General features: G+C 39.8%; 24 protein-coding genes and 1 tRNA gene. 7 read left to right on the plus strand and 18 right to left on the minus strand.

Annotated features, from left to right (window positions below; genetic code table 11):
- Positions 1-15 precede the first annotated feature (15 nt).
- From eno to gap, 5 genes are all read right to left on the minus strand, one after another.
- Entirely contained in the window at positions 16-1,299 is a 1,284-nt protein-coding gene (gene eno, locus AC5WOE_RS04410; protein WP_496048786.1) for a phosphopyruvate hydratase, read from the minus strand.
- Between the two features lie 3 nt (positions 1,300-1,302).
- The gene (gene gpmI, locus AC5WOE_RS04415; protein WP_496048787.1) at positions 1,303-2,841 is read right to left on the minus strand and encodes a 2,3-bisphosphoglycerate-independent phosphoglycerate mutase; all 1,539 of its coding nucleotides are present in this window, start codon (positions 2,839-2,841) and stop codon (positions 1,303-1,305) included.
- A 3-nt stretch (positions 2,842-2,844) separates the two neighbouring features.
- Positions 2,845-3,582: a triose-phosphate isomerase gene (tpiA, locus tag AC5WOE_RS04420; protein WP_496048788.1), complete on the minus strand. Its 738-nt coding sequence runs from the start codon at positions 3,580-3,582 to the stop codon at positions 2,845-2,847.
- 10 nt (positions 3,583-3,592) lie between these two features.
- Positions 3,593-4,777, minus strand: a complete 1,185-nt coding sequence (locus tag AC5WOE_RS04425; protein ID WP_496052020.1) for a phosphoglycerate kinase — start codon at positions 4,775-4,777, stop codon at positions 3,593-3,595.
- Positions 4,778-4,885: 108 nt separating this feature from the next.
- The gene (gene gap, locus AC5WOE_RS04430; RefSeq protein ID WP_496048790.1) at positions 4,886-5,896 is read right to left on the minus strand and encodes a type I glyceraldehyde-3-phosphate dehydrogenase; all 1,011 of its coding nucleotides are present in this window, start codon (positions 5,894-5,896) and stop codon (positions 4,886-4,888) included.
- 401 nt (positions 5,897-6,297) lie between these two features.
- On the opposite strand from gap, the gene AC5WOE_RS04435 reads away from it, so the two are divergent.
- Positions 6,298-6,372, plus strand: a tRNA-Arg gene (locus tag AC5WOE_RS04435).
- A 209-nt stretch (positions 6,373-6,581) separates the two neighbouring features.
- Here the strand turns inward: AC5WOE_RS04435 and AC5WOE_RS04440 are convergent.
- Positions 6,582-8,000 carry a helix-turn-helix domain-containing protein gene (locus AC5WOE_RS04440; protein ID WP_496052021.1) on the minus strand — a complete coding sequence of 473 codons (1,419 nt, stop codon included), beginning with the start codon at positions 7,998-8,000 and terminating at the stop codon, positions 6,582-6,584.
- A 35-nt stretch (positions 8,001-8,035) separates the two neighbouring features.
- On the minus strand, positions 8,036-8,944 hold the full coding sequence (locus AC5WOE_RS04445) for a hypothetical protein (protein ID WP_496052022.1): 909 nt from the start codon (positions 8,942-8,944) through the stop codon (positions 8,036-8,038).
- Between the two features lie 294 nt (positions 8,945-9,238).
- On the opposite strand from AC5WOE_RS04445, the gene AC5WOE_RS04450 reads away from it, so the two are divergent.
- Positions 9,239-9,391 (plus strand): hypothetical protein, encoded by a 153-nt coding sequence (locus tag AC5WOE_RS04450; protein ID WP_496052023.1) that lies wholly within the window; start codon positions 9,239-9,241, stop codon positions 9,389-9,391.
- Complete coding sequence (locus tag AC5WOE_RS04455; RefSeq protein WP_496052024.1) at positions 9,363-9,617, plus strand: hypothetical protein; 255 nt, start codon at positions 9,363-9,365, stop codon at positions 9,615-9,617. Before AC5WOE_RS04450 ends, AC5WOE_RS04455 begins: the two co-directional genes overlap by 29 nt.
- A gap of 179 nt (positions 9,618-9,796) precedes the next feature.
- Here AC5WOE_RS04455 and AC5WOE_RS04460 read toward each other — a convergent pair whose 3' ends face one another.
- The 4 genes from AC5WOE_RS04460 to AC5WOE_RS04475 all read right to left on the minus strand — a co-directional run bounded on the left by AC5WOE_RS04460 (position 9,797) and on the right by AC5WOE_RS04475 (position 12,247).
- On the minus strand, positions 9,797-10,216 hold the full coding sequence (locus AC5WOE_RS04460) for a hypothetical protein (RefSeq protein WP_496052025.1): 420 nt from the start codon (positions 10,214-10,216) through the stop codon (positions 9,797-9,799).
- A gap of 145 nt (positions 10,217-10,361) precedes the next feature.
- Entirely contained in the window at positions 10,362-10,484 is a 123-nt protein-coding gene (locus tag AC5WOE_RS04465) for a hypothetical protein (RefSeq protein WP_496052026.1), read from the minus strand.
- A 309-nt stretch (positions 10,485-10,793) separates the two neighbouring features.
- Complete coding sequence (locus AC5WOE_RS04470) at positions 10,794-11,195, minus strand: hypothetical protein (protein WP_496052027.1); 402 nt, start codon at positions 11,193-11,195, stop codon at positions 10,794-10,796.
- A gap of 173 nt (positions 11,196-11,368) precedes the next feature.
- A complete protein-coding gene (locus AC5WOE_RS04475) occupies positions 11,369-12,247 on the minus strand; it encodes a haloalkane dehalogenase (protein WP_496048794.1) in 879 nt (292 codons plus the stop codon).
- A 377-nt stretch (positions 12,248-12,624) separates the two neighbouring features.
- Here AC5WOE_RS04475 and clpP point away from each other — a divergent pair, with 377 nt between their 5' ends.
- On the plus strand, positions 12,625-13,212 hold the full coding sequence (gene clpP, locus AC5WOE_RS04480) for an ATP-dependent Clp endopeptidase proteolytic subunit ClpP (protein ID WP_496048795.1): 588 nt from the start codon (positions 12,625-12,627) through the stop codon (positions 13,210-13,212).
- A 363-nt stretch (positions 13,213-13,575) separates the two neighbouring features.
- Positions 13,576-15,045: a degradosome RNA helicase CshA gene (gene cshA / locus AC5WOE_RS04485; protein WP_496048796.1), complete on the plus strand. Its 1,470-nt coding sequence runs from the start codon at positions 13,576-13,578 to the stop codon at positions 15,043-15,045.
- A 385-nt stretch (positions 15,046-15,430) separates the two neighbouring features.
- Here the strand turns inward: cshA and AC5WOE_RS04490 are convergent, their stop codons facing one another.
- The 7 genes from AC5WOE_RS04490 to AC5WOE_RS04520 all read right to left on the minus strand — a co-directional run bounded on the left by AC5WOE_RS04490 (position 15,431) and on the right by AC5WOE_RS04520 (position 20,427).
- Positions 15,431-15,784, minus strand: coding sequence for a hypothetical protein (locus tag AC5WOE_RS04490; protein WP_496052028.1), 354 nt, complete (start codon positions 15,782-15,784; stop codon positions 15,431-15,433).
- A 43-nt stretch (positions 15,785-15,827) separates the two neighbouring features.
- Positions 15,828-16,499, minus strand: coding sequence for a hypothetical protein (locus AC5WOE_RS04495; RefSeq protein ID WP_496052029.1), 672 nt, complete (start codon positions 16,497-16,499; stop codon positions 15,828-15,830).
- Positions 16,500-16,582: 83 nt separating this feature from the next.
- Positions 16,583-16,840, minus strand: a complete 258-nt coding sequence (locus AC5WOE_RS04500) for an HPr family phosphocarrier protein (RefSeq protein WP_496048799.1) — start codon at positions 16,838-16,840, stop codon at positions 16,583-16,585.
- Positions 16,833-17,789 (minus strand): DNA-binding protein WhiA, encoded by a 957-nt coding sequence (whiA, locus tag AC5WOE_RS04505; RefSeq protein ID WP_496048800.1) that lies wholly within the window; start codon positions 17,787-17,789, stop codon positions 16,833-16,835. Before whiA ends, AC5WOE_RS04500 begins: the two co-directional genes overlap by 8 nt.
- Positions 17,790-17,853: 64 nt before the next feature.
- Positions 17,854-18,885: a gluconeogenesis factor YvcK family protein gene (locus AC5WOE_RS04510; RefSeq protein ID WP_496048801.1), complete on the minus strand. Its 1,032-nt coding sequence runs from the start codon at positions 18,883-18,885 to the stop codon at positions 17,854-17,856.
- Positions 18,846-19,718 carry an RNase adapter RapZ gene (gene rapZ / locus AC5WOE_RS04515; protein WP_496048802.1) on the minus strand — a complete coding sequence of 291 codons (873 nt, stop codon included), beginning with the start codon at positions 19,716-19,718 and terminating at the stop codon, positions 18,846-18,848. The genes AC5WOE_RS04510 and rapZ overlap by 40 nt, the downstream gene beginning before the upstream one ends.
- Positions 19,719-19,992: 274 nt before the next feature.
- Entirely contained in the window at positions 19,993-20,427 is a 435-nt protein-coding gene (locus AC5WOE_RS04520) for an Lrp/AsnC family transcriptional regulator (protein WP_496048803.1), read from the minus strand.
- 368 nt (positions 20,428-20,795) lie between these two features.
- Here AC5WOE_RS04520 and AC5WOE_RS04525 point away from each other — a divergent pair, with 368 nt between their 5' ends.
- The gene (locus AC5WOE_RS04525; protein WP_496052030.1) at positions 20,796-21,422 is read left to right on the plus strand and encodes an alpha/beta fold hydrolase; all 627 of its coding nucleotides are present in this window, start codon (positions 20,796-20,798) and stop codon (positions 21,420-21,422) included.
- On the plus strand, positions 21,407-21,613 hold the full coding sequence (locus AC5WOE_RS04530) for an alpha/beta fold hydrolase (protein ID WP_496052031.1): 207 nt from the start codon (positions 21,407-21,409) through the stop codon (positions 21,611-21,613). Before AC5WOE_RS04525 ends, AC5WOE_RS04530 begins: the two co-directional genes overlap by 16 nt.
- Positions 21,614-22,096: the final 483 nt, after the last annotated feature.

A 22,096-nucleotide genomic window follows, 5' to 3' on the forward strand; every position in this document is an offset into this window, starting at 1 on the left:
TTCAATTTACCACATTTATTTCAGGTTGTAAAAAGCATTATCCCCTAGATACGTTGCAGTAAAACCAAGTTCATCCTCAATCCGCATCAATTGATTGTATTTTGCCACACGATCTGTACGTGATGGTGCTCCTGTTTTGATTTGACCGGCTCCAGTAGCTACAGCGATATCTGCAATTGTCGTATCTTCGGTTTCACCTGAACGGTGAGAGATAACAGCAGTATAACCTGCTTGTTTAGCCATTTCAATTGCATCAAATGTTTCCGTCAAAGTGCCAATTTGATTTACTTTTACTAGTATCGAATTCCCTACCCCACGGGAAATCCCATCTGCCAAACGTACAGTGTTGGTCACAAATAAGTCATCCCCAACCAACTGTACTTTTTCTCCTAGACGTTCCGTGAGGAGTTTCCATCCATCCCAATCGTCTTCTGCAAGTCCGTCTTCGATTGAAACAATGGGGTATTTGGACACAAGATCCTCATAAAAAGCGATCATTTCTTGAGGAGAACGAGTAATTCCTTCACCAGCAAAATGATAGTTTCCATCTTGATAGATCTCGGTCGCAGCAACGTCGAGTGCCAATTTTACTTCTGTGCCGGGTTTGTAGCCAGCACGTTCAATTGCTGTAACAATCGTTTTCAAAGCTTCTTCATTAGATGAGAGGTTCGGAGCAAATCCACCTTCATCCCCAACAGCAGTAGAAAGCCCTTGTTCATTTAATACTTTTTTTAGAGAATGGAAAATTTCTGCTCCCATTCGGACTGCTTCCCGGATATTGCTGGCTCCAACTGGCATGACCATAAATTCTTGAATATCTACGTTGTTATCTGCATGTGCTCCGCCATTTAGGATATTCATCATTGGAACTGGCAACACTTTGGAGTTAAATCCACCTAAGTAGTTATACAATGGTACACTGAGTGCATTTGCTGCTGCACGTGCCACTGCCATGGATACACCTAGGATAGCATTAGCCCCCAGACGACCTTTGTTAGGCGTGCCATCTAACTGGATGAGCGTTTGATCAATCATCAATTGATCGAGTGCATCCATACCTTCTAGTTCTTCTGCAATTACTCCATTGATATGGCGAATTGCTTGCAGAACGCCTTTTCCATCGTAGCGGTCTTTTTCACCATCTCGTAGTTCCACAGCTTCATGAGCTCCAGTTGATGCTCCAGAAGGAACAATTGCTCTTCCAGCTACACCAGTCTCCAGCGTCACTTCTACTTCTACGGTTGGATTCCCTCTAGAATCCAGTACTTCACGGCCGTATACAGTTTCAATTGTAGTCATTTATTATGCGCCTCCAATTCGTAATGATTTTCCTGTCATTTCTGCTGGTTTGGTAACATCCAACAAATCCAATATTGTTGGGGAAAGATCTGCCAATACGCCATCTGAGCGAAGTTCTATCCCAGGCAATGTCACAATACAAGGAACTGGATTTGTTGTATGGGCGGTAAACGGGTTTCCATTTTCATCGATAACCATATCTGCATTCCCATGATCCGCAGTTATAATCGCAACACCATTTTTATCTAACAGTGCATCTACTATTTTCCCTAGACACTCATCCACTGTTTCCACTGCTTTTACAGTAGGCTCTAACTTGCCAGAATGTCCTACCATATCTGGGTTTGCAAAATTAAGGATGATAACATCAACACTTTCTTCGTGGATCTCCTTCAATAGTGCATCCGTTACTTCGTACGCACTCATTTCCGGTTTGAGATCATAGGTTGCAACTTTTGGAGAATTAATCAAGATTCGTTTTTCACCTGGAAACGGATCTTCTCTTCCTCCACTGAAGAAAAAGGTGACATGAGGATATTTTTCTGTCTCCGCAATTCTTAGCTGCCGCAAATTATTTTGGGCCAATACTTCTCCGAGTGTATTGTCTAAGTCAGTAGGTTTATAGGCGACATAGCCGTCAACCGATTCACTAAACTTCGTGATACATACATAAAATAAATCTTTTGGAGGATGTTCTCCACGATCAAATCCACGAAAGTCAGCATTGGTAAATGCTTGTGAGATTTGAATGGCACGATCAGGTCGAAAATTAAAGAAAATAATAGCATCATTGTCCTGAATTTTACCAACAGGTTGGCCTTGTTCATCTACGAGAACAGTAGGCATCACAAATTCATCGTACACACTTTTCTCGTATGATTCATGGACAGCTTGGATTGGGTCTTGATAAGTTGGACCTATTCCATAGACCATCGCATTATACGATTTCTGTGTACGTTCCCATCGTTTGTCCCGATCCATAGCATAATAACGACCTTGCAGAGTAGCGATTTTTCCGACTCCCAGTTCATTCATCTTCGCTTGCAATCGATGAATGTAGTCAACCGAGCTTTCTGGAGAAACATCTCGTCCATCCAAAAATGCATGTACAAAAACTTTCTCCAATTTTTCCTCTGCACATAGTTCCAATAAGGCGAATAAGTGCTTGATGTGGCTATGAACACCACCATCGGAAAGCAACCCATATAAATGAAGACTACTATTATGTTCTTTGACATGTTTTATCGCTTGAAGAAAAGTTTCATTATGGAAAAAGGAACCATCATCAATTGCTTTGGATAACCTTGTCAAATCTTGATATACAACACGACCAGCGCCAATATTTAAGTGCCCGACCTCAGAGTTACCCATTTGCCCCTCAGGTAATCCAACAGCATTACCACTGGCCCCTAGAGTAGTATGTGGAAACTCACTCCAAAATCGATCAAAATTTGGTTTCCTTGCTGCGGCTACTGCATTGCCTTTGGTTTCCTCCCGCAGGCCAAATCCATCTAAGATACAGAGCATTACTGGTTTATGCATGAATTACACCTCATCTAACATCTGGTGAAACCCGTTAGGATCTAAGCTAGCACCACCAACGAGCGCACCGTCAATATTCGGTTGACTCATGTATGTTGCGATATTTCCCGGTTTCACACTTCCTCCGTACAGCAAACGAACTTTATCTTGATATCGTTCTGGCAGTAAACTGCGAATGTAGGAAATAACCGTTTCCGCATCATCAGGAGTTGCAGCCAGCCCTGAGCCAATAGCCCAAACAGGCTCATATGCAATGATTAATTTGCCTACTTCAACAGCACTGACATCCTCTAATGCTGTACGAATTTGACGTTTAACCACTTCATTTGTTTTCCCCAGCTCTTTTTCTTCCAATGTTTCTCCTACACATAAAATTGGAGTTAAACCAGCGGTAAGTACGGTGCGAAGTTTACGACCGATCACTTCATCTGTCTCGGCAAAATATGCCCGTCTCTCCGAGTGACCAATAATGACATGGGTAACATGTAATGCTTTCAGCATCTCCACACTTACTTCGCCTGTATAAGCGCCTTCTAATTCCCAATGCACATTTTGCGCACCAATTTGAATCGAAGTACCTTCACATGCTTCTGTCAGCCAAGGTAAAGAAGGAAAGGCAGCACATATGACTACTTCTCGATCCTCAGGAATGGTCTGCTCATGAAACTGTCTTAGAAAATCCTTTGTTTCTAATAGATTTTTATACATCTTCCAGTTGCCAGCTAGTATAGGTGTACGCATGATCTACCCCCTATCTTTTATCTGTCAAAGCTACTACTCCCGGTAACTCTTTTCCTTCTAAAAACTCAAGAGACGCTCCACCACCAGTGGAAATATGATCAACTTGATCGGATAGACCTGATTTTACGAGTGCAGCCGCAGAATCTCCGCCTCCAACAATAGAATAGGCATCAGACTGAGCTAGAGCTTCTGCCACACGATACGTTCCTTTTGCAAATTGATCCATTTCGAATACTCCCATAGGACCGTTCCACAGAACCAACTGAGAAGAAAGTACCACATCTTGAAACTGTTCGCTCGTTTTAGGACCAATATCCAAAGCCATTTTGTCAGTTGGAATCTGATCAATGTCTACTGCTGTACCTTTTGCATCTACTGCAAAACGATCAGCTACTACTGCATCGATCGGCAAATACAATTTTACTCCTCTGTCTTTAGCCTGCTGGATTAAGCTTTTGGCTAAATCGAGTTTATCTTTCTCCAGCAAAGAGGTCCCAATTTCATAACCCTGTGCTTTGACAAACGTAAAAGCCAAACCCCCACCGATTAGCAGGTTGTCCACTTTTTGCAATAAATTTTGAATCACTTCAATCTTATCTTTTACCTTTGCACCACCGATGATAGCTGTGAAAGGTCGATCAGGATCACCAATCGCTTTTCCTAGTACTTCCAATTCTTTTTGCAGTAAAAGCCCAGCAACGGCAGGTATGTAGGCAGCTATACCAGCGGTGGAAGCGTGTGCTCGGTGAGCTGCTCCAAAAGCATCATTGACAAAGACATCTGCAAGATCAGCAAACGCTTTAGCTAATGCCGGATCATTCTTCTCCTCACCTGCTTCAAAGCGAACATTTTCCAGAAGGAGAATCTCTCCATCTCGTAACTGTTCTACAGCTTCCGTTACTTCTTCCCCAATCACTTGATCCACTTTTTTCACATCTTTGGAAATCAATTCTCCAAGTCGTTTTGCAACTGGTGTCAGACGATACCCTTCGATTACTTTTCCTTTTGGTCTTCCAAGATGGCTTGCCAGTATCACTTTAGCGCCCTGTTCCAGCAAGTACGAAATAGTAGGGATGGCAGCACGAATTCTCGTATCGTCTGCCACCTTACCTTCTGATAATGGAACATTGAAATCGACACGGCAAAATACTCGCTTGCCATGCAAATCGATATCATAGACAGTAAGTTTATCCAAAGGTGATTCCTCCCCAATTGACTGCGCACAAAACATTCGATTAAAACCGATCTGATTGTAACCGATTATTTTATACCCTTCTACAGATATGCTGTTTAAAAATAAGGATTAAACACCTTTTTCTAAAATAAAATCTGCTAAGTCTACTACTCGGCAAGAATAACCCCACTCATTATCGTACCATGCAAGTACTTTTACCATGTTGTCTTCCAATACCATCGTGGAAAGTCCATCAACGATAGAAGAATGTGGATTTCCTTTGTAATCAATCGAAACCAATGGTTCATTGGAGTAATCCAATATATTTTGTAATTCCCCTTCTGCTGCTTCTTTCAAAGCACTGTTGACCTCTTCTACTGTCACATCTTTGTCTAACTCAGCAACGAGGTCAATAATAGATACGGTTGGAGATGGAACACGGATCGACATACCATTTAATTTTCCTTTCAGTTCCGGGAGAACAAGCGAGATCGCTTTTGCAGCACCTGTAGTAGTTGGGATCATAGACATTGCAGCAGCACGTGCACGTCGAAGATCTTTGTGAGGAAGATCGAGAATTTGTTGATCATTGGTATATGCATGTGCAGTAGTCATAAACCCGCGTTTGAGGCCAAATTTTTCATGCAATACTTTTGCTACAGGAGCCAGACAGTTGGTTGTACAAGAAGCATTGGAAATAACATGATGGCTTTGTGCATCATATTTATCTTCGTTTACTCCTAAAACGACGGTGATGTCTTCATCCGAAGCAGGAGCAGAAATGATGACTTTTTTGGCACCGGCTTTCAAATGTTTTTCTGCATCTGCACGTTTGGTAAAACGACCAGTAGATTCAATCACGATATCGATGTTATCTTCTGCCCAAGATAGCTTCTCAGGATCACGTTCCGCTGTTACTTTTACTTCGTGATCATTCACCTTAAAACCATTATCAGATACTTTAACGGTGGCATCCAAAGTACCGTGTACCGAATCATATTTAAGTAAATGAGCCAATGTTTTATTATCCGTTAGATCGTTTACTGTCACTACTTCCAAGTTTGGATGATCGATCAGAGAACGAAACACATTACGCCCAATTCTTCCAAATCCATTAATTGCAACTCTACCTTTACCCATACATACTTCCTCCTTATACGCATTCCTTAGTAGTATGACCAAAAAAATGCCATTTCAAATAAATAAAACAGTCCAATCGGACTGTTAACGATGAATGGCATCCCATCATCCTTTCTAATGGGAGTTGATATGCGTTGACTGATCTCTGGGTGCAAGACAAAATGCCTTATGGAAACCGCTTACTATCTCGACATGCGATAAATATTATCGTTTATTTGAGATCGCCATCTACCAACTCCTATCATCATGAGAAATGATGTATAGGATCAATCATTGTCAACAAAAATCATTACTACTTTAAATTACTATATTTTAGGGTACAGGTAAACCACAAATTGTACACTTTTTTTATTGTTGTACTATGGATTGAAAACATGGTATAATAGCGGTTGTCCTATCATGCGCCTATAGCTCAGGGGATAGAGCACCGGTCTCCGGAACCGGGTGCCCAGGTTCGAATCCTGGTAGGCGCACCACAACAATATTTATGCGGTTTATCAGTGGGTTCAAGTGTTGAACGTAGGAAATTGAATACCGCTGTTCACGCTCTTTTTCTTCCGAAACTTCGAAGAAAAGAGCGTTTTTCATGACTATAAAACCATACGAGCGTCTACTAGTGATTTTTAGGTCAATAAAATCAAAAACTCCTAACCATGAACAGGATAGGAGTTTTCTTGATACGGTTCTAGTCATTTGGAGGGTGGCTGAAAGCAACTTTTTTTGGGATTGCGGTTTGATGTTTCATTAGTGCTTTCCTACCTTTCACCAAAGATATTGAAACCTCTTGGAACTCACCCGTTATTTTATGATAATCGGGTAAATTCTGTCTCTTACAAATATCACTCATATTCAGTAAAATGTCAAACATCAGCTCTTCAAAGTGATACTCAGTTGCCAGTTCTCTTGCTTCTTCAAGATATTTGTATGCGTCCATGTCCTTGTTCTGCATGATCAAACATTGACTCAAAGCGATAAGAGCTTTCACTATGCCTTGAACATCTTTGTATTCACGTGCTAGTTTGACAGCGTTTTCAAGTATAGACTGACCTTTTTTTAGCTTCTCAAATCCACAGTATACAATCCCCAAATGAGTATGGGTTTTAATAGCTAAGCGTTTCTTTTTTATTTTACCTTCTAATTTTAGAGCTGATTGATAACAAAGTTCAGCATTTGTCATAAATCCTTTTTGATAATAACTTTCACCTAAAGACGACCACAAGTCAAAGGCATGGTCATATAATTCATCAACACGAGCAAGGAACAGTCCTTCTTGTGCAAAATGAATGGCTTCATTATATCTGCCTAGTTTGTTCAACAACTCAATACGAATGAGCAATAAGTTTAACCAAGCATCATCACTTCTTATGCTGTTTCCTTGCTCATATACTTCTTCCACAAGTAACAACGCTTCCATGTCTCTGTTCAGTTTCTCAAGGATAATTGCCTTGTTAATCCATAAGTTATATTGAATATGGTGACGTTTGTTCTCAGGCTTGAACGATTCAATTCCATAGTTTACATACGTTAGAGCGTTAGCAAGATCATTCAAAAATAAATAAACCCTTGCCATTCCATTATAACAAGCAGATTTCAAATTGCTGTCGTCTATATCATCTACAGATGAATTGACAATTTGGACAACTGTTCCATACTGCTCCAGAGCTGTATTCCATTTTCTCTTCTTTTCATAATATTTTGCTCTTATATAGTAAGGGAACAGAACGAGTGAGTTTTCACTCATTCCGTTGTGTTTGCTGTACTCTTCCAACTGTCTCAGTTCTTCAATACCTTGTTCTTTGTCTATTAGATCAACATCGTACTCAATTGCTAACAATTTCAAATCTGTATCTAACTTATCACCTAACACAGTCTCAACTGTATAGTGGTTGGATAACTCGTCCAAGTTAAAACCATAATACTCACATAATTTCTCCAAATGGTCTTTGTTCGCTTTGTAAACTCCTTTTTCTATCTTGCTGATTATCGAGTTATGTACGTCTATTTCAACAGATAAACCCAATTGACTAAATCTTTTCTTTTTCCTCTCTTCTCTGAAAATCTCTCCGAGTTCAGCTGATACAAATATTTGATTGTTCTTTCCCATACAACACCGCCTAAAAGCAAGATAACTTTGTTTATTTATTTAGGAGCATAAAAACCTCGGTCGATTAGATGTAAAACAGTGTAGATAGTCGTTAGGTAGTGATAAAACATCCAACTCAACCAAATAGCTAGGTCATAGTCTGTTTTTTGTCTATTATTATGGTGTCGAATACCAAAATTATTGGCTATATTGAATAAGTCACTTTCGTCTTTTGAAAATAACACTTCTTTTAGCTGAGGTTTTAAGAATTCAAGCACGTCTGCAAGATCACGGACAGCGTCTCTTCTATCTTCAGTAGAAGACTTGTAACGTCGGAACTTCTTAATAGCCGATTCCACACGATGTTTCACAGGTATCTCGTGTTCCTCTGATACAGGAATATTTGCTTCATATAAATTTTGTAAACCATCATCTCCGAGAGTCAAAATCTCACCTTCAGGGGATAATTCCCAACCATCTCCGTAGAGTGCTAGATTCTCATTTATTTCTTTGCGAAATTCTTCTTGTCCGGTTTCTTTATCGAACGTATCATAGTGCCATCCACAATCATCCCAAGAGTGATAGCGTCCTTTCAATGGTTTTGATATGTGGTCATACAAAAATTCAATCAGGTCAAATATATCTTCTTCAGAGTAGAAATATTCATGGTCATCCTTAATATAATCCCATGTAGGATTAGTAATACGTGTTGCATCAATTGGAAATAAACCATCTTTTTTTAAATGCATAACCGCGTATGCATCTATAACATCGCCCATAGTACCCAATATATATCCTTCATCTGGGCAGTGTTTCCCCATAGCTTGTTGGAAGTAGTGTTTATTCTCAAATTGACGATAAATGTTATAGAAGAGTTTCCGAAAAGTACCCAAATCAATAATAAAATTTCCTACACGTTTGCGATTGCGTATAGAGTAATAATCACGCCGATTCTCCGATGTCACTTCTTTTACTCCTTCCTACGTATTCCATTGTAAATTTCCATATATTTCGTAGTGTTATTAATAATAGCACAAAAAAATAACACGACAAAACAAGAGAAAAAATGGGTTTTTGGAAAAAAACATTTGGTAGATGTGTTTTTGATGTATAAAAAGAGATATTTAATAAACAGCTTGGAAAATTCATTTCAAAATTGAATAAGAACACAATATTTTAATTTTTTGTTATCTTCATTATACTATTCTATCCTGAATGTGTGGGAAGTAATTGGAATTTAGTTGAAAGGATTGATAGTTATGTTAAATACCCAACCTAGAGAACTAAATGTCATCACGATTACAACGAAAGAAGAGGTAGAGATTGAAATTCCTTTGCTCGATTTTTTCCATGTTGAAATTGAGGAAGGCAGGTGGATATTTGTTGGGCAAGCTTATGATATTTTCGCTTAAACGTCGAGCTGAAATCCGTTTTTGGTACAACTTTGAAACAGCAATATTTTATGTTCAACATATTCCAAGTTCAACAATTGAATTGATAGAAAACCAAAAGAAAATAGCAGAGTTTCTTGAAGCGTATAACTTGCAGTTACGAGAGTGCAAGAGCATACGTGAAGATGTAGACAAGCTTGGTATCTTTATGAAAATGAAAATAGCTCCAAAAACAAAAAGTTCTTAATCACTACAATGGTAGGAGCATCAAAAACAGATATTAAATAGTGAAATCGAAAAAACCTGTGATATTTTCACAGGTTTCTTGTGTATATGAACATATTTACCATTATATTTGGGTCCCGGTGACAGAGTGGGACGGCTTTCGCCATCGACCATTCTGCCCCGGGTTGAGCCCCGTTGAGGTCAGTAGTAGTACTGGACCCTCTGGTGCGCTTCGGTGTACGCCAGTTCAGCTTGCTTGGCTTCCTCACCGAAGGTGAAGACCTTGTCCCGGTAGTACTCCTCGTACTTACCGGAGCCGCTCATCGCAAGGTAGATGATGGCATAGCTCCTCGCTCGCTCCCAGTTCTTGAGCAGACTCACGGCCTCGCGGAGACCGGAGCTCCTGACCGGGAGGGTGCTCAGCAGCTCTTCCAGCTCCGCTTCCTTGCTGTTCAGCTCCTGCTGGAGGCTCTCTGTCATGAGGCGCAGATCCTCATGCAGCTTCACATCCGAGGACATGATCGCCTCCTCCTTGGAGAAACCGATCCTCGCCTGAAGCCCTCCACACTCTACAGCCTTGACAACGATGAGCCGCAGGGCAGCGATGAGAGTGGAATCCATGACAACCTACTTTCCCCCATAAAAGGGACTCGTGGATACTTCCAAGTATACTAAATAATTAAATAGATGTCGATGGACTAAAAAGCCTTCAACGATCCCATATCTTCACACTTTTATTGCTTTATAAACATGATGACTCCTGTAATTACCTTGGCCAAACAACTTCTATCTGAATACCATTATTATCGAGGAAAATAAAATTACGAATCTCACCTTGCTCATAAATATCTGTCATCACGACTTCAAGCTGTTGCAATCTGTTTCGCAAAGCCAGTCCTTCTTCCTCTGTTTACAGAAAAAAAACAATATGATGAAATCCTAACCATTGTGGAAAATCTGTTTTCTCATTCTCCATTGTTGCCTGACAATCGTTTGATGTAAATATAACTTTTTCTCCGTCTAGCAATAAGCTCAATCGACATTCATGAATAGTAACTCTCCTTCATAGAAAGCAAAATAGCTGTGAATGATAATCACAGCTTATCTATATATAAATGAATTTGGATTTGGGCCCGGAGGCAGGGAGATCAGCACTGCTGTCTTCCTGTCCCCGGGGTGAGTCCCGTGGAGGAGGCTCTTACTTGCAGAGCCAGGGCTTGTAGACCTTGTTGTAGAAGTCGATCCCTGCGATCAGCTCCATCTGGACGGCCACGCCGTAGTTCCACGCGTACCCGGGGTACTTCTTCACGAGGACGCTGTAACGCTCGTACAGCCGGCGTGCGTAGCCGTAGGCCCTGCCCTTGTCGAGCAGGAGCGAACGGAGTTCCTCGGGGACCGACTTCAGCAGCTCGGTCAGCAGCAGGTCCGCCCGACGCTTCTTGGCTTCCAGCATGACCTTCGCAACCGAGTAGATGAATACCTCACAGGGGCACTTCGCGCTCCGGAGGTGCTGATCGGTGATCTGGAGTTCCGCCTCGATTTCGCCACACAGGATGGCCAGACGAGCTGCGATTTTCTCGATGGAGCGAGAGGGACGCATGATTGCCTTCCTTCCCCCACAATTGGGGCTCAACGAATGGTTGATTTCATTATATAAAAAATGAAAATAACTGTCTATTGATGCAACCGTTCTAGTAATTTAAGCATCTTATCTTTACATTTGAAAAAAGCTGGTTAATTCTTTTTGGAGAATTAACCAGCTATCAAAAATCTTTATTTCAACTTTTCCAACCAAGCTGCAAGCGCTGTTCCAATCTCATCAGGAGCATCCTCCATTGGATAGTGCCGCCCTGCTACTGTGATTTCTGTCTGTTCAGGCCAGCTGCGGCAAAAATCTACATGAGACTGTGGAGTTGTTCCAGGTTCTGTATGGATGAATAATTTAGGAACAGAACTCTGTGCTAACCAATCACCATAAGCGGTGACTATCTCTGTCACATCCGCTGGATTACCATCAAAGGGCAATTGCCGCGCCCAAGATAACATCGGACGACGTCCTTCCCCTGCTTCTGTAAAAGGTCGGTGATATTGAGCCACTTCTTCCTCTGTCAACTCACGCAAGATACCAACCGGAAGATTGACATTGAGAAAAGAGTTTTGTTCCAGTACCATTTTTTCTCCTTCTGAAGATCTCAATGCCTGAAAAATTTTGCGCCCCTGTTCTGGAATCTCGCTCCAGCTGCGGGGTTTGATAATCGCCTCCATGTACACAATGCCATCTACCGCACCAGGATGACGTCGTGCCCAATCAAAGCCCAAAGCTGAACCCCAATCGTGTACCACGAAGATGATATTTTTATGAATTCCAAGTTTATTGAGAAGCTCATCTAGGTATTTTCGATGCTCGACAAAGGTATATGAATCTGGATCACTTTCAGTTAATTTTTCCGAATCTCCCATTCCGATTAGATCTGGGGCAATACATCGTCCATATTCTTGCGCATAAGGAATAATATTTCTCCAGAGATAGGAAGATGCTGGATTGCCATGCAAGAAAACGATTGGATTACCACTACCTACTTCCACATATGCCATCTCTAAATCGAAAACTTGTTGATGCTTTTTTTGATAAGGAAATGCTCCACTAATCATATAATCTCTCACCCTTCTGTTTACACCATAGATAGTATTTTGTACCTGTTACTACATTTGTAGTACTATGATGTGGCTGGTTATTAGTTGACTTATCAACTATAAACAGAGTATAACTCCATATTGTTGATAAGTCAACTATATGAGGTAAATTAAATTTCATAGTATGATTTCAAGGGATAACACGATCATTTATTCATTTTTATTGAAATAAAAACATTTGAATATATAAGAACATAATACGATTTTATTAAGATAAACTTCAACACAAGATTTTATGCAGAAATTCCCCCTCTGAAAAATATTTGACCTTTTTTGACCAATGAGGTATGATAGTCCTGTGAACAAAATATTTCCTACATATGGAGGAGACGAACATGATGAACAACCTAATACCAATGGTAGTTGAACAAACAAACCGTGGTGAGCGCTCCTATGATATATACTCTCGACTTCTCAAAGATCGTATTATCTTACTTGGTAGTGCTATCGATGATGATGTAGCAAATGTGATTGTTGCTCAGTTGCTATTCTTAGCAGCAGAAGACCCAGAAAAAGATATACACTTATATATCAATTCTCCAGGCGGCTCCATTACTGCTGGAATGGCAATTTATGATACCATGCAGTTTATTCAGCCTGATGTTGAAACCAACTGTATTGGGATTGCAGCGTCCATGGGTTCTTTCTTGCTTGCAGCAGGAGCAAAAGGAAAACGATTTGCCCTGCCAAACAGTGAAGTAATGATCCACCAACCACTCGGCGGTGCACAAGGTCAAGCATCTGATATTGAAATTCGAGCAAAACGTATCATTAAAATGCGCGATAAACTAAATCATTTGTACTCCACATTTACCGGACAACCCATCGAACGAATCGCAAAAGATACCGACCGCGATAATTTTATGAGCGCTGAGGAAGCTTTAGAGTACGGATTGATTGACAAAGTGATCGAAAAGAAATAAGATGGACAAATAAGATGAATCGAAATCCACCCTGACGGGTGGATTTTTTGCGGGATTAAAAGATTAGATTCTCTACTTGAGCAGATATAGATATAAATCATTCCCAGCGAAGATATACACCTCAAACAAGAGCAAAATGCTCGCTAGGCCGCTTTGCTCCTAGTCTCTCTATGCTTGGCTGTAGCGTCCCATGTATTCTTTACAACAAGACGCGGAAGACACGTTCCGGGGTCCCTTCACGCGAAGCGGATCAGCGGATTTGCTCATCTGGAGTTAGATTCTTGCATCCTGCAACATAGGATGAGATTTTATACAAATAATAAGAGAAACAACCACAAATTAATTAAAGGAGTTTTAAACACATTGAAACCTTTTTCCGAGCTAGGATTAAGCCCACAGCTTCTGCAAGCCATCAGTCAAATGGGTTATGAAGAAGCTACCGACATCCAAGCAGAAACCATTCCTATCACTCTTTCAGGCCAAGACCTTATCGGGCAAGCACAAACCGGAACAGGAAAAACCGCAGCGTTTGGAATACCTCTTGTCGAGCGCATCGATACACATGATGAAAGTATTCAAGCTTTGGTCATCGCACCTACCAGAGAACTCGCTATTCAAGTTGCTGAGGAATTAAATCGAATCGGTCAATTTAAACGCGTTCGCGCATTACCTGTTTATGGCGGCCAAGATATTGACCGCCAAATCAGAGCACTAAAAAAACGACCTCAAGTTATCGTCGGTACACCAGGTAGACTACAAGACCATCTTCGTCGAAAAACCATTCGCCTGCAAAATATCCAGATCGTTGTGTTGGATGAAGCAGACGAAATGCTAAATATGGGCTTCATCGAAGATATTGAGGCTATTTTGGATCAAGCACCATCTGAGAGACAAACCTTGCTTTTCTCTGCTACCATGCCTGAACAAATTCGCAAATTGGCGAATAAATTTATGATTGACCCTATGCAAGTAAAAGTAAAAGCAAAAGAAGTTACCATGCCAAACATCGAGCAATCTTTTATTGAACTTGCTCCTAAGCAAAAGTTTGATGTTTTATGTAACCTGCTCGACATCCAATCTCCAGAACTAGCCATCATCTTTGGACGTACCAAAAAACGCGTAGACGAACTTACTGAGGCGTTGAGCAAGCGAGGTTATGCTGCGGAAGGACTGCATGGTGACCTCAACCAAACTCGCCGTGATACGGTTGTACGCCGTTTTAAAGAGGGTACAATCGATATCATGGTCGCCACAGACGTCGCTGCTCGCGGACTCGATATCTCAGGAGTAACCCATGTCTATAACTTCGATATCCCTCAAGAGCCTGAGAGCTATGTCCACCGCATCGGCAGAACTGGCCGTGCAGGGAAAACAGGGGTAGCAATCACCTTTGTCAGTTATCGTGAAATGGATCACCTTCGCTATATCGAACGAATGACCAAGAAAAAGATTAAACGAGAAGCAATCCCAACGATCCATGAAGCGTTAGAAGGTCAACAGTTAACTGCAATGGAAAACTTACGCAGTACAGTGGAAGAAAAAAATTATGGTTCTTATCGCGAGCTCGCTAAAAAACTGTTAGAAGAACATGATTCTGTAGCACTTGTAGCAGCAGCTCTCAAAATGATTACCAAGGAACCAAATAAGACAAAAGTAAACATTTCCGATCTAAATGCACCAGGAAGATTACGTACACCAAAAAAACCAGAGAGAAAAACAGAAAAGAGAGTTTTTCCTAAAACAAAGCGAAGTAATGGAAAAGGCGGCTCTTTTGCTTCTGGGAAACAAAAAAATCGTTTCGTTGAGAAAAAGAAACGAGCGAAGAATAGATAAAACGATTTTTCTAGAATGACATTCTTGCAAAAAAACAAACACAGGGAATAGCAACTTCCTCAATAATTACCGGATTATTTATTTAATCCGGTTTTTTTATTTCTATTTAAGAATTAGTATCCATTGATTGAATTATCTTATTTATTATAGTATGATTAAATCGTAACATCAAAGATTATGTTACTCATCTTGCATCACTCATCCGTACGTCCTGACGTCTTTCGTCTAAGCATCTCGCATCCTGCATCTTTCGTCTGAGCGTCTCGCATCTTACGTCCGAGCATCTTGCGTCTTGCATCTTACGTTTGTACGACATTACGTACAAATGGGTCGGTCACAAGCCAGTGATTCGACCCCGACATAAAAAATACAGCCGAACCTAACATCAGGTTCGGCTTTCTTCTGTTGGATGGATATGAAGGATAAAAGGATTTAGCGGAGCTGCTTGTGTAACTTTTTTTCTTACTTGTGCTTCAATCATGGCATAATTACGAGGCTTAACACCAGGTTTTACATAGATATCCATGATAATATTGCGACCTGTATACTCCATTTTTGCCCGGTAAACAGCATCAACTGTTTTTGCAGCTTGAACCATCTTACTCTCTGGATAACTCACATAACTATAGGAACGAGAATCATTATCCAAACCTGTTCTTCTCTCAGGGGCTGCTGTACGTTGACAAGCCGTAAGCAAAAGACCAAAACATAAAATAATCCAACCTATTTGTCGAAGCATGTTTCCCACCTCCTAAAAGTAGTTTGTCTAGGTAGGGTTATCTTCATGCTTCAAAAAGGTTGGATGTGAAATCTTCCTGTTTAAATCTATATTCTGTCAATACTAAAACAGACATAAAAATCAATTCGGTAAATGAACCAAGTGCGTAATATTCAACAAAGAAAGCAATCGCTCCGAGTAAACTAACAAAGAGACATCCAAAAAATAGGATAGACCATTGCATTCTTTTCCACACCACAAAGGATGTAAAAATCATCGGTACAAAAGCAAATAGCATCGAAATTGAAAACGGAGATTCGCTCACAATATACCGGTCAATCCCATTTATAGAAATTGCTTCCATATGAACCCACAAAAAATCATGAAAAACTCCAATGATGGTCACGATGAAAGTATAGAGGTTGAACAATACTTTGATTGCTACACTTTCCACCCATCTCGCTCCCGTTCTCCGAAGAAAATCTAAAGATACAAAGGCTAGTGTAGGGATGAGTAATACATGCAGGAGATAACGAATCATACTTAGCATCTCCAATGTTTCTCCAAACCCAATCCATCTACCGCATAACAAGACAAGATTATCGTACGCAAGGGCTATGATTAGGAAAAAAACCCAAGCTGTTCCCCAAAACGGGGATTCCTGAAAGAAACGAAAACAACAAAAGAATAAAACCATACAACCCAATACAAAAAGAGGGTAAAGTAGAATATCCATGTTGTTGTCCTCCATGTCATTCTTCATCACCCTCCATCATAACAAAATTTAGCCTTCAACCTTGTTATAATTGTGACACTCTCTTAACTTTTTTCTTGCACGATCTCTACCAATCGTTCTACAGCTTCCTGTTCGTCTCGTCCTGATGCTTCGATTGTAATCTCTGTCCCTTTATTAACAGCTAAACTCATAACACCCATAATACTTTTCGCATTTACTTTGGCTGTGCCTTTGATCACATAAATCTCCGACGAAAAACGGCTTGCTTCACGAACAAAGTATGCTGCTGGACGGGCATGTAGGCCAACATCTAAAGTCACTATTACGTTTTGATTATACACTGTCATTTTCCCCCAATTTGTCTCGTAGTTGTTTGGCCAGCTCATCAATTTTTCGCATACGGTGATTCACCGCAGATTTACTAATTTTCCCGCTTGGAATTAACTCTCCTAGTTCAGTAAAATTTACTTCTGGATATTGTAATCTCAGCTCCGCTACTTCTCTGAGTTTTTCAGGTATATTATCCAGTCCATGATGTTCTGCTATCAACTCGATATTTTCTTTTTGCCGCATCGCAGCCTGTACAGTCTTATTAAGATTTGCAGTCTCACAGTTTACCAACCGATTGACTGAATTTCGCATATCTTTCATGATGCGAACGTTTTCAAAGTGAAGGAGTGATGGGTGAGCCCCAATAATATTTAGGAATTCACCAATTTTATCTCCTTCTTTCATGTAAACGATGTAGCCTTTCTTCCGTTCAATCATTTTGGGATTCAGATGATATTCCTCCATTAATTGCTGTAAGGATTCCGCATGATCGTGGTAGGTTGTCATGATTTCCATATGATAAGAACCACTATCAGGATTATTGACAGATCCACCAGCGAGAAAGGCACCTCTTAGGTAAGAACGTTTACAACAAGAATTAACGATTAAAGTGGAAGAAATCCCTGGGATTCGCTGCCACGTCTCAAGTTCAAAAATCGCCAAATCTGCAAGTATTTTAGCTGAATTTTGATGAAGACGGATAGAATACACATTATTTTTTCTCAGCCTGATCTTTTTTCTTACAAGTACTTCTGGTTGAACTTGATACAATCCACGCAATAAGGAAAACATATGTCTTGCAGTAGAAGGACTCTCTGTAACAAGTTCCACCATTAGTTGCTTATGTTTGATTTCAAGTATACCATTCATGCGGACTAATGCTGATAACTCAGCTCTTTTGCAGCATGGTTTGGTTTCCATTTTTGTTAGTTCTTTTTTTGTATCCGAAGTAAACGACATGATTTGTCCCTTCTAGCTACTTTACTTACTATCCATTTTAATGGATTCCCACACTTATCCGCAACTAAACTCCCTGATACTCCCTTAATCTTCCACGAACTAACCTTAAGATGTGTTTGCTGATCCGATAAGCATCATGCCTTAGTAAGGTTCGATAGAGCAGCAAGTTATCCATGATTGGATGGCACCCTTGACGCATGATCTCTTCTAAATCTGGTAGAACCATGCTTTGCTGACTGCTAGCATACCGCTCCTTTAAAAAAGAAGGAGGGACTTCATTATTCAGCAATGTAAAATCAAACAAGCCAGGCCCAACATGATCATAAATAACGCGAATATGATCGCTCGCTGAGAAGCCATCTGTTTCACCATGCTGCGTCATAATGTTACAAATATAAATTTTACAAGCATTGGAATTCCGAATCTCATCTGCCATCCCTTTCACTAGGAGATTTGGAAGTATGCTTGTATATAAGCTTCCTGGACCTACAATTATCCCATCCGCTTCTCGAATGGCTTCTATCGCTTCTTCTTGCGGCTTTGGACTTGGCGGATGGAGAAACACTCGACGTATTTTCTTCCCAGCCTTGGGAATTTGAGACTCTCCTTTGACAATCGTTCCATCCATCATTTCTGCTAAGAGCACCACATCTTGCTCACTCGCAGGGAAAACCCTTCCATTTATGGCGAGCACTCTACTCAATTCTTTGATTGCTGTAGTAAAATCACCTGTGATCTCTTGCATGGCAGCAATCATTAAATTACCTAAATTATGTCCTGCTAGTCCGTTTCCATTTTGAAAGCGATGTTGAAAAACTTTCTCTAACAGCGGCTCTGTATCAGCCATTGCGATTAATACATTTCGAATATCGCCAGGCGGGGGCATCTGTAGATCATTACGCAATCGACCTGAGCTACCACCATCATCTGCGACTGTCACAATGGCTGTGATCTCTACAGGAAACTTTTTGAGACCTCTGAGCAAGACTGATAACCCTGTACCTCCACCAATACAGACCATCCGCGGGTATTGTTTTTTCCGTTTCATACCTGTGCTTAACCGCCTTTCTCCATATCTCGGTGTTTCACTTGGCATCTTTCCTGATCCTTCAATGTATGATATAGATGCTCGGCAATTGCCACAGAACGGTGCTTACCCCCCGTACAACCTATCGCTACCACGAGTTGAGACTTACCCTCTTTTTTATACTGTGGTATAAGAAAAGTTAGCAAATCTATTATCTTTTCTAGAAACAGTTTGGTCTCTTCCCATTTCATCACATAATCAGAGACGATCTTTTCTCTGCCTGTTTGCGGACGCAATTCATTAACATAATGTGGGTTAGGTAAGAAACGCACATCAAAAACTAAATCAGCGTCAATGGGAATTCCATGTTTGAAGCCAAATGACATAAATGTAACAAATGCATCTGTCTTCGAGGCGTTCTGTAATGTTTGAATCTGCTGTTTGAGTTCAAGTGGTCGAAGTCTGCTAGTGTCAATCACATTATCTGCTTTTTCTCGAAGCTCCTGCAATAACACCCTCTCTTGCCGAATACCATCAAGTGGTGTTCCGTCAGGCGCAAGCGGATGTCTTCTTCTTGTCTCTTTATATCTCCGGACAAGTGTATCATCATCTGCCTCAAGGAAAAGGATTTGATGATGGATTCCATACTGTTCCTCCAATTGTTTTAAAGAGTCTAACAAGGTGGAGAAAAATGCTCTGCCTCGCAGATCGATAATAAGTGCTACTTTTTGTAGTTTCCCATTTGATTGACCCAATAGCTCAGCAAATTTAGATATAAGGATTGGTGGAAGATTATCTACACAAAAGTAACCGAGATCTTCAAAACACTGAGCTGCGACTGTTTTTCCTGCTCCAGACATACCTGTAACTACAACAAGTTGAACTTCATTATGTTTCTGCATAGCCCACACTCCGCTTTTTCTTATGTTTTTTACTATAGCACCTTTTCCATCAATAAAAAAGCAAGTGAAGAGATAGACATGGCATTGGCATAAAATAATATATTTAATTTAAATATAATACTTAATAAGTAATTTTTACTAGTGAAAATTTATAGGATATTTTAGGAAAACAATTTCAGTAAACACAACTATAAGAAAATACAAACAACCTACAAAATAGCAGGCTGTTCGTTGGTAATTTTCAAGTTTTTGTCCCTATCATATAGGTAGAAATTTATTTGGACTCACCTAGTATCGTTTTCGATTGTATTGGTGTAGAAAGTATTGTCATTGTTTTGGTAAAACCATACTTGCTGCAGTCTATAATGAACTGATCCATCGTTTTTAATGAATCAGTCACTATTTTTAAGATATAATTGAAATCCCCACTCAATTGGTACATCTCCATAACCTCTTTAGATTGTTTACAAAATTCGAATAGATTCCCACAATCATTAGCTTGTACCAATACAAATGAGGTAATTTGTTTCCCCAGTTTTTCAGGATTTACCACCGCATGATAGCCAGTAATAACTCCTTGTTCTTCTAATTTCCGCACTCGTTCACTAACTGCTGGTTGAGTCATATTAATTAGCCGTCCCAACTGAGAGATCGTAGTCCGTGCATTCTGCTGCAATAATTCAAGTATTTTTACATCTGTTTGGTCCATTGTTAAGATTCATCTCCCATCATTACATAGAACAAAAGTCACCTTTTATATTTCCTTTCAGTTTAAAAGCAAATCAAACCATATGCTTTTATTTTTCCATGTATTCCTCCATCAGAAGCAAGTAATGATTAATACGTGAAAAGGAGGCACACACAAAGAAGTTCCGATTCCATATGATCTATTATAATCAATATGTGCAAATACCCATTGTTACTAATGCTAACGTTTTAAAATAAAATATTAGCTAAATATATTTTATCAAATGAACTAGCAGATTTCATTGTAATAAACAATTTATCACCTAGAAGCAAGCAGTTATTAGATTTAAAATCATAAATCCATTATTTTTAAAAGGAGAATTAAGGAAAATGACAAGCGAATTAAAAACCAAAGGTATTCTAAAACATTTTACTACTGGCGATAGAAATCGTATAGCATATCAGTTCGATGGATCAGCAGACGCACCGGTATTGGTTTTGGCAAATTCAATTGGTACTACACTCAACATGTGGGATGGACAAATTGCAGAACTATCGAAACACTTTCATGTTTTACGTTATGATTTTCGTGGCCATGGTTCTTCAGATGCACCATCAGGAGCATATTCTATTGACAGAATGGGACGAGATGTAATCGAGTTGATTGACTCTTTGCATATCAAACGAGTTCATTTCCTTGGACTATCACTAGGTGGTGCAGTGGCACAGTGGCTAGCAATTCATCACCCAGAGCGAATTGAGAAACTGATCTTATCCAATACTTCATCCTATTTAGGTCCAGCCGATCAATGGGATGAATTGATAAATTCGCTAAAGCAAAACAAAGATTTGTCTGGATTAGCTGATATGTTTATTGGAAATTGGTTTCCACCATCTATGTTGAAAGAAAAAAATGATATTGTATCAACGTTTCGAGATATGGTACTTTCTACTGATCCAAATGGATTTATGGGAGCATTCGCAGCAATTCGTGATTTGATATGCGTAGAACAGTAGCACTAATTAATAGTCCAACATTGGTGATAGCTGGAGAAAAAGATACAGTAACTCTCCCGAGTCATGGAGAATTGATCGCTAAAACAATACCTAATTCCAAACTAGTCATGTTACCAGCTGTTCATTTGTCTAATATAGAACATACAGACAGATTCCACAGTGAAGTTATTGAATTTTTGCTTTCGAAGTAAGGGAAAAGAATTAGAGACATGTCAAATTTTCAATTGGATAATGCAGTGGGGCTGGGTTTGGTGGTTTAGTTATAGGATATTTCACTGTTGAAAACAGGAGTTGGATAGCTGCTATATTCATATTGGTTGCACTTTTAGTTTCTATGTATTTTTTTTCCATAAGCAAAACCAAAAACTCTACTTTCCCTTAAGCTATAAATGTAAAAAATACTCTTTCTATAAATAAATTTGCAAAGAGTATTTTTTATTCTCTAAATTCTCTCAAACTATTTGATTATGGTTTGTTGAATGATTAATGTTTTGATCTATTTTTTACATGCTATAAGCCATTAGTTTATGCATATGTGTTATATGAAATCTTGACTCAGTTTTATAAGCTTTCTTTTTTAAAAAGAAAAAACCCACCATAAACGGTGGGTTTTTGTGTTTGCCTGGCGACTACTTACTCTCCCAGGACCCTGCGGTCCAAGTACCATCAGCGTG

The organism is Shimazuella sp. NTD248 (assembly GCF_059510395.1).